This is a genomic window from Candidatus Bathyanammoxibius amoris (assembly GCA_024451685.1).
In the GTDB taxonomy this organism is placed as follows: domain Bacteria; phylum Planctomycetota; class Brocadiia; order Brocadiales; family Bathyanammoxibiaceae; genus Bathyanammoxibius; species Bathyanammoxibius amoris.
This window is the reverse complement of record JAMXCW010000012.1, coordinates 47,448-61,709: the sequence shown is the minus strand read 5'-3', so window position 1 is coordinate 61,709 and position 14,262 is coordinate 47,448. Positions and strand designations below refer to the sequence as shown.

General features: G+C 53.3%; 8 protein-coding genes and 1 pseudogene. All 9 read left to right on the top strand.

Features of this window, described 5'->3' with window-relative positions; genetic code table 11:
* Window positions 1-385, top strand: a 385-nt coding sequence (locus NOU37_07635; protein ID MCQ4575098.1) for a heme transporter CcmC, incomplete at its 5' end; no start/stop codon positions are given.
* A 289-nt stretch (window positions 386-674) separates the two neighbouring features.
* Complete coding sequence (locus tag NOU37_07630; protein ID MCQ4575097.1) at window positions 675-3,122, top strand: hypothetical protein; 2,448 nt, start codon at window positions 675-677, stop codon at window positions 3,120-3,122.
* A gap of 177 nt (window positions 3,123-3,299) precedes the next feature.
* On the top strand, window positions 3,300-4,115 hold the full coding sequence (locus NOU37_07625; GenBank protein ID MCQ4575096.1) for a pentapeptide repeat-containing protein: 816 nt from the start codon (window positions 3,300-3,302) through the stop codon (window positions 4,113-4,115).
* A 558-nt stretch (window positions 4,116-4,673) separates the two neighbouring features.
* Window positions 4,674-6,245 (top strand): annotated as a pseudogene (locus NOU37_07620) (hydroxylamine oxidoreductase).
* Between the two features lie 106 nt (window positions 6,246-6,351).
* A complete protein-coding gene (trpB, locus tag NOU37_07615) occupies window positions 6,352-7,575 on the top strand; it encodes a tryptophan synthase subunit beta (protein MCQ4575095.1) in 1,224 nt (407 codons plus the stop codon).
* Window positions 7,576-7,586: 11 nt separating this feature from the next.
* Window positions 7,587-8,414, top strand: coding sequence for a tryptophan synthase subunit alpha (gene trpA, locus NOU37_07610; protein MCQ4575094.1), 828 nt, complete (start codon window positions 7,587-7,589; stop codon window positions 8,412-8,414).
* A 75-nt stretch (window positions 8,415-8,489) separates the two neighbouring features.
* On the top strand, window positions 8,490-9,698 hold the full coding sequence (locus tag NOU37_07605) for an FprA family A-type flavoprotein (GenBank protein ID MCQ4575093.1): 1,209 nt from the start codon (window positions 8,490-8,492) through the stop codon (window positions 9,696-9,698).
* Window positions 9,699-10,235: 537 nt separating this feature from the next.
* Window positions 10,236-11,918: a hydrazine oxidoreductase HzoA gene (locus NOU37_07600; GenBank protein ID MCQ4575092.1), complete on the top strand. Its 1,683-nt coding sequence runs from the start codon at window positions 10,236-10,238 to the stop codon at window positions 11,916-11,918.
* A gap of 137 nt (window positions 11,919-12,055) precedes the next feature.
* The gene (locus NOU37_07595; GenBank protein MCQ4575091.1) at window positions 12,056-14,212 is read left to right on the top strand and encodes a tetratricopeptide repeat protein; all 2,157 of its coding nucleotides are present in this window, start codon (window positions 12,056-12,058) and stop codon (window positions 14,210-14,212) included.
* Window positions 14,213-14,262 lie beyond the last annotated feature (50 nt).

Genomic DNA, 14,262 nt, shown 5'->3' with positions numbered 1-14,262 from the left:
GAACTGTCACCCCGGCGACCCGATGGACAAGAGGGGTATGTTCGGAGATGGTCAGACCCACGACGAGGGTACCGGCAGGATAGGCAAACATGGTTTCAGGTCTACCCCCGGGGCCGTGTTCAACAAGAAGGCCCTTGACGCCGGTGTGGACCCGTATGGTGAGGAGTATAACGTACCGATCATAGGTCTGGACCTTGTGAAGGAGTTTGACACTCCTACGCTGAGGGATATCTACGCCTCGGCGCCGTATTTCCATGACGGCAGCGCGACGGACCTGATGAGCTCCATAGATAACTCCATTACAGAAGTTGACAAGCATGGTGTTACCTCACAGCTGAGCCAGAACGAACTCCAGGACCTTGTAGAGTTCATGAAGGCACTGTAAAGGTATTAGCAGAGAGAGTAGGACCGGGCTTGGTCGTTACTCCTGGACCGGCTTGGCGGCTCTCCTGACAAGAGTTGAGCTGTGCATTTAGGAGGGTTTTGCTGGGACGCTAGAGGCGATAGTTGCAGAGGTGCCGGTTGCTATCACGAAGTTCGCCGGGGCCTGTCATGCCTGCGGAAGTGATGTGCGGAGAAACTCGCGGGCAGAAAGGTTCAAGGCCGGTAGCCAGAGTCGCCATCTCTGACATTTTGTGTGCCTGGGCGTTACTGAAAGGAGGACAAAACTAGTTATGAAGCGATGGTTACTGAAGACCACTGCCATTCTGGCGGTTGGGCTGTTGACGGTAGCTGGCGTTTGCGGAAGCGCATCGGCAGCTAACGTGAACATAGGTGGCCCGAAACCGGGGAAGGCATTGTACACTGATTATTGGGGGATTTCCAAGGAGTGGCAGGGAGACGTCAGTACGATCCTGTTCACTCAGTCTAAGAAGACAGCCGCTGGCGACCCTTATCATCAGTACCCGAATTACCTCCCAGAGGGTAGCCGTATAGTATCGACAGACCTCGGTGGCAAGCAGGTTAAAGTACTTACGTCCGGCTTTTCCACCGCATTTGACCCCTGCACCGATTGGGACGGCAAGAGGTTTGTTTTTGCCGGTACCAAAGGCAGCGGCTGTACACAGATATGGGAAATGGGGGTTGATGGTTCTAATGTCCGTCAGTTAACAGACCTTCCTGGAAACTGCAGAAGCCCCATATATTACCCGGCCGGCGCGATACTGCCCGGTGAAGGTAACATAGTATGGCGTGACAGGTATTTCGAGGGTGACTGGGAGATCCGCGGCAAGGTCGAAAAGACAGGTTTTATCATCTTTGCCTACTCTCCTGCTGGTGTGAGGGATGAGTACTATAACGAGTTCAGCTACCAGCTGTGGAGGATTGACCCCATCGGTGGAAAGATGATGGAGCGTATCACCGGTGCAAAGATGAGTGGTATCGATTTCCCGAAGCTAAATACCGTCGTGGACAAGATAACCTACAATATGAGTTCCGATTTCGACCCATGGCTGACCAGGGACGGAAGAGTAGGTTTCTCAAGTACACAGGCGTTAGGTAACAGGATGTATGGTAAGGGCAGGATTGCCATCTTTACCGACAACTGGGATGGTTCTTATCCTCAGTCGTTCTACGGTAACTGCGAAGGCGAGGGCGAGATTAGTCACTCCAGGGTGCAGTGTAACGAGCATCCGGATAATATGCTCGTCTTTACTGAAGGCCCGTACCAGAACTACGGTGTAGGACAACTGGCCTGCGTGAAGTATACTGCCCCGTTCCAGAGCAACTACCGTCAGCTTACGGACGGCAGAGGTCAGTACAGGGATGCCAGCTCGGTGCCTGACGGCAGGATGGCGGTCTCTTACGCAGAGAGAGAAGACTTTGGTATATACTGGTTTGATTTCTCCAAGGGTGCCGTTGGTGAGTTGATTCACGACGATCCGGAGTGGAACGACCACCAGCCGACCCCTGTGTACAAAAAGTACAAACCACGCTGGATCAACACGTTTACCGCTGGTAAGAACTTCGGCGTGACCGTCGTAACCTACCAGCCGTTCGACCAGGTGAAGATCGAGGGTTATCCCTCATCCTGGGGAACAGGTATCTGCTTCGACACCACCTATACGCCTCCTCCGGGAAGCACAACCATTGGTGGTATCACCGTTGGTCCTTACCCATGGCAGATTGCAAAGCCGCTGAAGCAGGGCGACGTAAAGGCCATCAGGGTGTTGGGAGGTTACCAGTGCAAGGAGCCCGACGCAAAGAGGTTTACTGTCGGCGCCGGAAGCCATCTAATCGGCGGAAACCGTACCAGCAGCAACAGCGGTACGTCTTTCGCTCAGTTTACAATATGGGGTTATCAGCACGTGCTTGATGACGGTTCAGTTGTTACGTCTGCACCGGCTGACGCCCCGGCCTCTTTTCAGACCCTGGATGAGAGAGGTATGGCCCTCTGTACCGCGATGTGGTGGGGCTACCTGAGACCGTACGGCGGCAGGATTTGCAGCGGCTGCCATGACGGTTCTTACAGGGGAAGGGCGTTCAAGAACGAGCACTGCAAAGCCCTTTACAACTGGTGGTATGATGACAGGAGCCACTATGATTCACCATTCCTGTTTGCCGGTATAAGGCTTGACAGGAACGGCAACTACGCCGGCGTAAAGCACGGTAACGACGTAGTGGTACCTGCTGACGTATACTATGGCGGTCCTTCTGGTACAACGTCTCAGCCCGTGGAAGGCTTGACCAGGGAGAAGTGGAGAACGGTTGACTTCAGAAGGGACATTCAGCCGATTATAGACTCAAGGTGCGCCAACTGCCACAACGGGACTATCCCGCTTGACTTGAGCGGTGGCGGGGCGCCCATAGAGGTCAATGGCGTGGCCGCGTTCAGCAAGGCCTACAACAACCTGCTGACGCCGCAGCCAGGCAAAGACCCCGTGCTGGGCGGGAAGTACGTGCATCCGGCCGGCGCCAGGAACAGCCTTCTCCTCTGGAGGCTTTATGAAGATGAGTTGAGCGACTTCGCGCCCAGGGCCAACCCGTTCCCAAGGGAGGGGAGAGTCCTGCACAACAAGTTCCTCAGCAACGATGAGAGGTATCTGTTCGTTGAGTGGGCGGACATAGGTGCACAGTGGGATAACATCCCAGGCCCCGACTTCTATCCCGGATACCGTGGCTAGTAGTTGAGGCTCAGTTGTTGGTTTTCGAAAGAGGCTGGCAGGGTTCAAACCGCCCTGGCAGCCTCTTTTTGTTGTGGCAGGCGGCAGGATGTTTCCATTAGACATTCCCGGGTTAGATGTTTGCTCCTGAAAGTGTCCCTTTAGCTCTTGATGTAAGGCGAAAGCGGGGTGCTGGTAATGGGCGGCATATGCAAGTACGCGTTAAGCGCGGCGGTTATCCTCACGAGTGTGCTCCTTTTTTCAGGCGGCGTGCCGGTGAGGATGCCGGGAGGGCTGGCGCACCCGGTGTATGGTGCCACCGTTGCGGAGAATGAAAGGCGCCTGCTGGAGACAAAGAAGTGTCCTGGCTGTGACCTCCGGCGCGCAAGCCTGTATCGTAGCTACCTGGTAGGTGCCGACCTGACCGGGGCCGTGCTTGAAGGTGCAGACCTGCGCGGGGCCAACCTGAGTGCCGCCATGTTGAGGGGTGCAAATCTGAAGGGTGCCAGGTTGACGAAAAGCATTCTGGCGGGTTCGAATTTGAGAGGTGCCGACCTGAGTGGCGCCGAACTGACAGGCGCGAACCTGAGGCGTGCGGACCTGAATGCCGCGAGCCTTAGGGATGTCAGGATGGTGGACGTCCAGATGGGGTATGCTGACCTGCGGGGTGCCGATTTGAGCGGTACGTACATACGCGACACTGAGTTTGGCGGGGCGGATATGAGCGGGGTGAAACTGCGCGGCGCCGACCTGAGGGGGGTTGATCTCTCGGGTGTCAATCTGGCAGGCGTGGACCTGAACTCTGCTACACTGAGGGACGCAGACCTTTCAAATGCCATTCTGACCCGGGCCAAAATGCGCACAGTCGACCTGCGCGGGACAAACCTGCGCGGTGTCAATCTGCAGCATGCCGACGTTGTCAATGCGGACATGCGCGGCGCCAAAGGTCTTACCCCCGCACAGAAGAGGTATCTTAATGACCGTGGCGCAAGATTGACCGAGCGTCCCGACTAGGCCCCTTCTAAAAAAGAAGGTCTGGCCCTGGCCTCCCCGTGCCTTCGTATTGTGCGTTGTGCCCACGTCTTAGCCAGGGCAAAACGCATTGAATGTGGTTGGTTTTGAGAGCCGTGACCTCTGAAGACGCTCCTAAACCGTCGAAAAATTGTGAACAAACGTGTTTATTTTTGTCCGCAAGGCCTCAATCCGTGTGAGCTTAGTTACTTGGATAAAAGCCGGCAGGCCTCTGTCGTATAGTACCTATATGTATGCCACACAAGTGGTTTTGTAAAAATGTCTTGACAGTGTATGGTTTCTTAGTATAATTCAGCGACATTTTCGTTTCGTAAAGAATTGGAGGGTAAAGGGGAAGAGGAGGGAGTTTCAGCAGTTAAATTCTCACCGCAAGATTTTTCCTAAAACATCAGTCGCGTTGCGATGATCTTATATCCTGCAGTTATTCGTGATATGGCAAAGTGACAGAAAGGAGACAAGTCGGGTATGAAGATTCTTGAGAGAGCCTGGGCATGTTGCACCATTTTAGCGGTGTTGGGGCTTTTCCTGGTGGGTAACCCAAGCGTGTCGCTGGGCAATCCAGACCCTACGTTTCAGGAGGTCGCATCATCGATTTATGGTCAGCCTGTCGGTAAGTGTGATACCGGCGAGCTCTACGTATTTGGTCTTACGTCAGAGTATGTTGAGCCGCCGTATGTGGACGGCATGGGGCCCTACAAGTCATTCCTTAAGTTCCTGCCTGTAGTGCGCTGGTATAGACCACAGGAGTATTGGGTTAACAAGAACAGCGTGGAAGGTGTATTTAAAGCGCAAGAGTGTATACTCTGTCATTCCGTTCAGACCCCGACCATTGTGAATGACTGGAGGTCGAGCGGGCACGCCAATCCGAGACCGGACGCGGAGACCGCCAAGAAATTCTACCTGGGTGACCCCGGCGCGATGGCCAAGAAGGCTGATGCCATAGCAGAGAAGATTGGTGAAGAAATAAGCGTTGTCGCCTGCGACAAGTGTCACGGAAACGACCATCAGAAACTTCAGATGCCTACCTGGCAGACCTGTCAGAAGTGTCATCCCGAGCAGACGGCAGGACACCGCGCGGGTGGACTGGGTTCACACACCCACGCATGGACGGTTAACGTGCTTGAGTTCTCATGGCACCTTGGGAAACCGCCAGAAGAAGTAAACGGCTGTCAGGCATGTCACGGCATCATAGAGAACAGGTGCGACGGCTGTCACACCAGGCACAGATTTAATTCCGCAGAGTCCAGAAAGGCAGACGCGTGCAGGTATTGTCACCTCGGTGTAGATCACAGAGAGTGGGAGATGTACACCACCTCTATGCACGGTGTACTTTATTCCGAAGAGAAGGCCCAGGCGGACTGGACGAAGCCTCTTAAGAAGGGCAACCACAGGGTACCCACATGCGCCTACTGCCACATGCAGGAGGGCGACCACGACGTCCAGAGGTTTGGAACGATCTACAGCGACATGGGTATGTTTGAAGTTGACCGTGGCGCGCCGAAGTGGGCATCAAAGAGAGAGGCATGGATCAAGAAGTGTATGGACTGCCATTCTCCAAACTTTGCAAGAGACCAGCTCAGGTCGATGGACTACGGCGTAAGGCTGAGCTTTACCAAGTGGCGTGAAGCCGCCAACATCATTGTCGGCTGCTTTCTTGCTGGGGAGCTTGACCCGATGCCGACAGACCTTGCACCGGACTGGTACGGCCATTATACCTTCAGTCTGTTACCCACCGGAACTCCAAGGTTCTACAACGTCTCAGAAATTGAGAGGATGGGACTTGAGATGATCTGCTACCTAACGGACAACGTGTATAAGGCCCTTGCTCATATGGCGATTTATAACGCCACGTACGGAACCGGCGGCGCCTTTGAGCAGGACCGTATGCTGATCCAGATAAAGGCAGAGGCCAGCCGGCTGAAGAGGTTTAAGGCGCTTGAGGAAAAGGCCGGTATCGAGTTTACGCCGCAAGGGTTCTGGAAGCATGGCGAGTACACCGACAAGCTTTCCGGTTGGAAGAGGAAAGAAGGCGACGTGGACCTTGCCTGGTTCCAGAGGACGGATATCCCGCATCGTAACAACGCCGATTCGGGTCTGACAGGCGGCGAATAGTAGTACTTTTTAGCTTGTTTGCTTAAAATCAGGAGGGTAGCAGAGTTTCTTTGCTACCCTCCTGTTTTTTTTGTATAATGCGGTTTTTAAGGAGGTGTTTGATACTATGGGTACAGGTGTCTCAAGGCCCATGACCGTAGAGAAGCCCCGAGCCGAGAAGGGACGTTTCGGAAGGTTTGGGGGGCGGTACGTCCCAGAGACGCTGATACCCGCGCTTGAGCAGCTTGAGCGGGAATACAACAGCACCAAAGACGATAAGGAATTCCAGAGGGAGCTGGATTACTATTTGACGGAATACGTGGGGAGGCCCTCGCCCTTATATCTTGCCGAGAGGCTTGGTAAGCGTATGGGCGGTGTGAAGGTGTATTTAAAGAGGGAAGACCTGAACCACACAGGCGCCCATAAGATAAATAATACGTTGGGCCAGGCGCTGCTGGCCAAGAGGATGGGTAAGAAGCGGATAATCGCCGAGACCGGCGCCGGACAGCATGGCGTGGCCACGGCCACGGCGGCCGCCATGTTTGGTATGGAGTGTGATGTCTATATGGGTGAGGAAGACATGCGGCGTCAGTCCCTGAACGTCTTCCGCATGAAACTCCTTGGCACAAAGGTGATTCCTGTTAAGACGGGCTCCAGGACGCTGAAAGACGCCACAAATGAGGCCTTGAGGGATTGGATGGCCTCGGTAAGGGTTACCCACTACATAATTGGCTCCGTGGTAGGTCCGCACCCGTATCCCACAATGGTGAGAGATTTCCAGACTATAATCGGGAGGGAAGCAAAGGGGCAGATTTTGAAAAAGGAGAATCGGCTTCCTGACTGTTTAATCGCCTGTGTAGGCGGCGGCAGTAATTCTATCGGGCTATTTCATCCGTTTATTGGGGATGAAGGCGTAAGGATGATAGGGGTCGAGGCCGGCGGTCTCAGCCTGCGCGTCGGTGAACACGCGGCGACGCTCTCTCATGGCGAGGTCGGGGTATTACACGGCAGTATGAGCTATGTGCTGCAGGATGAAGACGGCCAGACCCAGGCGGTTCACTCTATCTCCGCGGGGCTGGACTATCCTGGCGTAGGCCCTGAACATAGTTACCTCAAGGATATAGGCAGGGTGGAATACGCGTCTGTTACGGATGCCGAGGCCCTGGAGGCGTTTGAAATATGCGCCAGGTCAGAGGGCATAATTCCCGCCCTTGAAGCCAGCCACGCCCTTGCTTATGCCTTCAAGAACGCGTCATCTTTCGGGAAGGAAAGTATCATCCTAATCTGTCTCTCAGGAAGTGGCGATAAGGACTCCTTTGAGGTGGCGGCAAAGCTGGGCTTGAAGATCTAGCCTACCGTTTCATGGATAACAGGATTGACCAGCGGTTTAAGCTGTTAAAGAGCAAGAAGGAACCCGCCTTTATCCCGTTCATAACGGCCGGTGACCCCAGCCTTGAGGTCACAAGAGAACTTATCCTGAGGCTCGAAAAGAGTGGTGCCGACATCATAGAGCTGGGCATCCCCTTTTCCGACCCCATCGCAGACGGCCCCGTCATTCAGGCCTCCTACTACAGGGCGCTTACCAGGGGACTGAAGGTGGCCGACGTATTCCGCCTCGTGAAGGACCTGAGAAGACAAACGGACATGCCCATTGTGTCTATGGTCTCCTACAGCATTATTTTTAAAACAGGTGCCGAGAAGTTTGTAGACAGCGCAATAGATGCGGGTTTTGACGGCGCCACTATACCGGACCTGCCTGTAGAGGAAGCGGATGCCATTATTCGTGATGCGGAGAAAAAAAACTTTCGTATAATCTGTTTCGTCGCCCCGACAACCAACCTTGACCGCATGACCAGGATTGTGAAATGCACCCAGGGCTTTCTGTACTACATCTCTGTTGTGGGGATAACAGGGATAAGGGACAGCCTGGCGAAAGATATGGCGGAAAACATAGAGAAGCTGAGGGGTATGACGGATAAACCCGTTGCGCTTGGCTTCGGTATCTCTACGCCCGAACATGCCAGGGCGGCAGGCAAGGTGGCTGACGGTGTGATTGTGGGCAGCGCCTTGATAAAAGAGTTGGAACGCAATATGGATAAATCCCCCTCTGAGATGGTGAACGCCGTTGGTCAGCTCGCAGACAGGCTTGCTGCGGGTGCCAAGGGCAAGCTGGAGACATCAGGCTGCTAGATGGTGTAGAATAAGGCCAGAGGTGGTTCGCAACCCGTATCGTGCGCTTTAACGCAGTGTGAGGAAGGGGTGTCGATGGGTAAAACAGACATATCGTCGGTGCCTGTAGAGATAGCGCCCGGGATATTCTGGGTCGGTGTGCTTGACCGTAAACGCACGCTCTTTGACAGCTTCATGAAACTCCGTTACGGGACTACCTACAATGCCTACCTTATAGTCGGCAGGGAGAAGGTGGCGCTGGTTGACACCGTGAGCGTGGGCTTCGGTGACTTATTGTTGAAAAAGATAAGTGAGATAGTAAAACCGGAAGCTATAGACTACGTGGTAATGAACCACGCAGAGCCGGACCACGGGGGGGTAATACCCGGCGTCTTATCATTGGCCGGGGGAGCCACTCTCCTTGCCTCGAAAAAGGGCCTGAGCGCCGCGAAACTGTACTACGACGTCCCGGAAAACAGGATGGAGGCCGTTGGAGAAGAAACGAGAATAGACCTCGGGGGCAAGACCCTGAGGTTTATCGATGCACCCTGGCTTCACTGGCCTGAGACAATGTTCACCTACTGCGAAGAGGACAAGGCCGTCTTCACCTGCGATTTCCTTGGTGCACACGTGGCTGCGGATTCGATCTACGAGGACGAGATTGGTGAGATAGTGCTGAGCGAGGCAAAGAGATACTATGGCGAGATAATGATGGTATTTATAAAGCCCGTCATGAAGGCCCTGGATAAACTTAAGGAACTGGATATAAAAATAGTAGCTCCGAGCCATGGGCCCGTGTATCGTAATCCCCAACCCATACTTGACGCCCATGAAGAATGGACCAGGGGTCCGCTAAAGGCAAAGGCGGTCGTTATTTACGTGTCTATGTACGGCAGTACGGCCACCCTGGCGCAAACGGTAATTGACGCGTTGAAAGAGGAGGGGATTGAGGTTGCAGCCTTTAACATGGTCGAGGCTGACGCCTCAAACATAGTCTCAGACCTCGTTGACTGCAGCGCGATTGTCTTCGGCTCGCCTGCATTTTATGGTGGTATGCATCCAAAGCTTGCCACCCCGGTGGAGGTCATAAGGAGCATCAGGCCCAGGGGCAAGATGCTGGCCACATTCGGCTCTTACGGTTGGGGTGCCGGCGCAGCCAAGGAGATAAAGACAAGACTTGTACCGACAGGCTTCGACGTGATAGAGACACTGGAGATACAGGGACCCCCCAAAGTAGACGTGCTTGAAAGGGCAAGGGCCTTCGGGAAGACGATTGCGAACAAGATAAGCGATTCCCTCGTGTAGGACACAGTGGCACACCTGAGAAGGTCTCTATGTCTGCGCAATAGAACCCGCCGTCCAGTCTCTGTAGACATCAAACGGCACCTCCCTTAGAGTAAAAGGCGGTCTTTATAAAAAAATTATTTAGTGTGAAACATTGGATGTTTTATCAGGCTAAAAACGTTTAATGTTTCCTGGTTTTTGTAAGTGCTGTGGAAGTGGCGTATTATATGTCTGAGGGCGAAGCATCGTCTCTTTTATCTGCTCCGGTCTGCTTTCCGGCAGGGTCTTTGGGGCTGGAAGCAGAGCCGGGCAGCAGATTTTTCTTTACTGGAGAAGGTCCCGAAAGGTTTTTTATTTGACATTTACGATAACGTATCTATAATATGCCCTCTTATCTGCCGCAAAAATCCATATAAGATTTGTCATATAAGTAGTGTATCGAAAGGAGGTGTGAGGCTTTTGGGGAAAGGAGGAGGATACAAAAAATTGATGAATATCCTATCTAAAGGACAAGGGCTTTGTACAAAGGCCCTGTTAATCCTGGCCCTAGTAGTCGGGATGTGTTTCGTAGGTTCCTTCAGTGGGTCTGATAACGACGCGTACGCAGTAGAGATTATTACCCACTGGGTGCCCCATGAGGTCTACGGTATGCCGGGAGAGCCGGATAACTCCGGTAAGATATTCTTCTCGGGTCTTGCCGCGAAGTACATGGGCGCGCCAAAAGGCGGGCCGCCTTGGCCCGGTAAGTACAGTAAATTCTACAGGACATTACCTGCCTATCGCTACTACATCCCCGATGGTATGTACAACAGGGACGACCTCCGCCCAGAGAACCCTATAAAGGGCGTGTTCCGCAACGAGCAGTGTGTGGGATGTCACGAGGTTTTGACCCCCGGTATCGTAAGGGATTGGAAGTTGAGCAGGCACGCTACAGTAGAGCCTGCGCCGGTAGGATGTCCTACCTGTCACAACTCTGACCACCAGAAACTGCATATGCCCAGCTCAAAGACCTGTGGTACAGAGGACTGTCATGGCACGCAGTACACCCAGCAGATGGAAGGTGGTATTGGTTCTCACGGTTCCTGCGCGAGCTTCGCTCAGGTAGAGTGTGCATGGTCCATCGAGAGACCTCCGGGAGACACCGCCGGTTGCGTGTTTTGCCACACTAGTGCAGAGGAGAGGTGCTCAACCTGTCACGCGAGGCATAGGTTCGACCCCAGGACGGCAAGGAAGTCTGAGCAGTGCAAGACCTGCCATTGGGGTAAAGACCACCGCGACTGGGAAGCTTATGATATTTCCATTCATGGTGTAGTTTATCAGACCGGCAAATGGGACCCGACGCTCTTTGACTGGGACCAGAAGCTGTCTGAGGCGACCTACACCGGCCCCACATGTGCCTACTGTCACATGCGTGGCGGCCACCACAACGTACAGAAGTTGTCCACGGTCTACACAAGTATGGGTATGTCCATGTGTGACCGCGGTGCTCCCCTCTGGAAGGAAAAGAGGGATACATGGGTATCTGTCTGTGACGACTGTCATTCACCAAGGTTTGCAAGAGAAATCCTTCAGGCGATGGATGAGGCCGTGAAGGACGCCTCTCTTAAGTATCGTGAGACCTTCAAGGTTGCAGAAGATCTCTACAGGGACGGCGTACTCGACCCCATGCCTAAGGACCTTGCGCCAGACTGGGCCGGTCAGCACATCTGGAGTCTTAAGATCGGTGCTTATCACGGCAACGAGTTCGGTGGTGACACGGGTCAGTCCGGTGAGTTCAGGATGTCCAACTGCTCTAACGTCGAGCGTCTGTGCTTCGAGAGCGTTGGCTACTGGCAGACCTACATCTTCAAGGGTATGGCCCACGGCAGCTGGAACGACGCCACATACTGCGACGGTTCGTTTGGTATGGACCGCTGGCTGGTGGACGTTAAGACCCAGGCATCCAGGGCCAGAAGACTTGCGGCCCTTGAGAAGAAGGTCGGCATCACCTGGGTCCCAGAAGACTTCTGGAGACACGGTGAGTGGTTAGACCAGCTCACAGGCTGGAAGATTGTCAGGGAATATCCCGGCAAGACTATCTTTGACCTCTGTCCCGATCCGGGCTGGCTGGATACGCACCACGCGCCGGCAGCAGAGGTGGAGTACATCGAGAGAACGCTCAAGGCACTGGGTATGAAGGCTGGAAGGCACTCAGTCCATCATGAGGGCGGACACGAACACGAGAAGAAACACGAGAAGTAGCGTTGGTATTCGTGCCGTTTCGATGTTATCAGGTAGCTTTTGTCAGGTTTGTATGAGATGTTTTGTTAGTTAATCAAGAGCTGCACAGACACTTATTTCCTCTGTGCAGCTCTTTTTTTATAGAACGGGGTTTTAAGATGATGAGAATACTGCTTACGCTTGCTTTGAGTATGTTCCTGGTGACGGGTCAAATGTCAGTGGGCGTCGTTGTTGCGGAAGAGGGCCAGGCGCTGCACAAAGACCTTGCAAGAGATTTTTATAAGAAGGGCGAGTATGACAGGGCCATAAGCGAGTACAAGGAGTGGCTGGAAAAGAATCCGTTTGACCCGGAGGCCTTTTTGGAGCTCGGACTCATCTATGCGGACAAGGGGCAGTACAAGGAGGCCGTTGAAGAGTATAAGCTGGCGCTGAAATTCTATCCAAGCTACGTCAAGGCCCATTTAAAGTGCGCAGACGCGTATTTTGAGCTGGGAGACATGAAGAAGGCGGAATATGAATACCGCCAGGTGGTCAGGGCGAACCCCGCCATGGTGGAGGCCTATTACAAGCTGGCGGTAATACTTAATATGCAGGGGAAATACGAGCAGGCGATAGTGCAATGCAAAAGGGCCATTAAGAAGGACCCGCAGTACGCCGAGGTGTATATGGCTATGGGTCTTGCCAATTACAGGAACGGCGACCTTGACGAGGCTATAGACAACTGCGAGAAATCGCTAAAAATAAAACCCGGTTTGATAGAGCCCCGCAGGACACTTGGCTTCATATATGCGGACAAGGGTATGGTGAATGAGAGTACCAAAGAACTCAGGTCTGTGCTGGACGCATTTCCTGATGATGCGGAGGCACGGCTGTGGTTTGGGAAGTCACTGGCCAAAATGGGCAAAAATGATGAGGCTGCCGAGCAGTACAAGAAGACACTCTCGATAAAACCGCAGTACGCGGGCGCCCACTATTATCTTGGTCTTATTTATCAGGAAAAAGGTCTTGTTGACCAGGCCATTGCAGAATATAAGAAGGCGCTGGAAATTTCCCCGAAACACCCGGAGGCGCATACCTCACTGGGACTGGCGTACAGCCAGAAGAGGGATACGGGTGGGGTTATCGCTGAGTTTAAGGAGGCCGTAAAGATAAAGCCCTCACAACCCGACGACTTCATCGCGGCCATGAGAGAGGCCGTTAATTCCGACCCGAACAACGTAGAGGCAAAGGTCTATCTTGGGATAGCTCTGGCGGAAAAGGGCAGATCAGATGAGGCCATCGGCCTTTACAAAGAGGCCATTGCCTTGAATCGTTATTATGCCGATGCCTATTACCATCTGGGCAGGGCCTACGTACAAAAGGGTCTTCTGGAGGAGGCCACCGAGTCGTTCAAGGAGGTTGTCTCCATAAACCCGAAATACACAGATGCCTACAAGCAACTTGCCGATACATTCAAAGAAATTGGTGCGCCCAAGGACAAATATGAGATATGGACCAACGCCATAGAACGGGACCCTAACGACCCGAAGGCCCACCTGGAGCTTGGAATGTTTTTCCACCGTAGGAACAATATTGACCCGGCAAGGGAAGAGTATAATAAGGTGCTCGAATTGGACCCGTACAATGCGAGCGCGTACTATAACCTGGGTGTGTTGTACCAGGATCTGCATCTTCCGGAAAAGGCGGCCCCCTACTATGAACGGTGTATAGAGCTCAAACCGGATTATGACAAGGCCCACTTTAACCGCGCCCTTGCATTTCAGGAACAGGAAAGATATGAGGAGGCGATAACGGCATACGAAAGGGCCTTGAGAATAAATCCCGACTATCCTCAGGGCCGGATCAATCTTGGGCTTCTATACTATGCGCAGGCGATGTTTGACAAGTCGCTGGAGCAGTTTAACAAGGCCCTGGAGTCCGATCCGAAGCTTGCAGAGGGGCATTATCTGGTAGGCGTGATATATGCCAAGAAGGGGATGATGGTCGAGGCTCTTGAGAAGACAAGAGAGGCAGTGGAACTCGACCCGGACCACGACCATGCCCGTTTTAACCTGGCCACCCTCCTCTACATGAAAGGCGACCTGGAAGAAGCCATGAAGGAGTATCAAAAGACCATACGGTTGAACCGGCTGTATGCCGACGCCTATTATAACGTGGCCAAGATATACGAAGAGTGGGATATGAGGGCGGAGGCCGAAAGCTTCCGTGTACAGTACGAAAAGGTAAAGGCTTCAATGAAGGACGCTACGGGGGTTGGGCGTAAGGTCATTGAGGAAAGGGAACTGCTCCCCGACCCAAATGAATACGTGAGATAATAAGGGGTGGACCGGGGATGCCACGCTTTCGTTAATATTTACAGGTGATT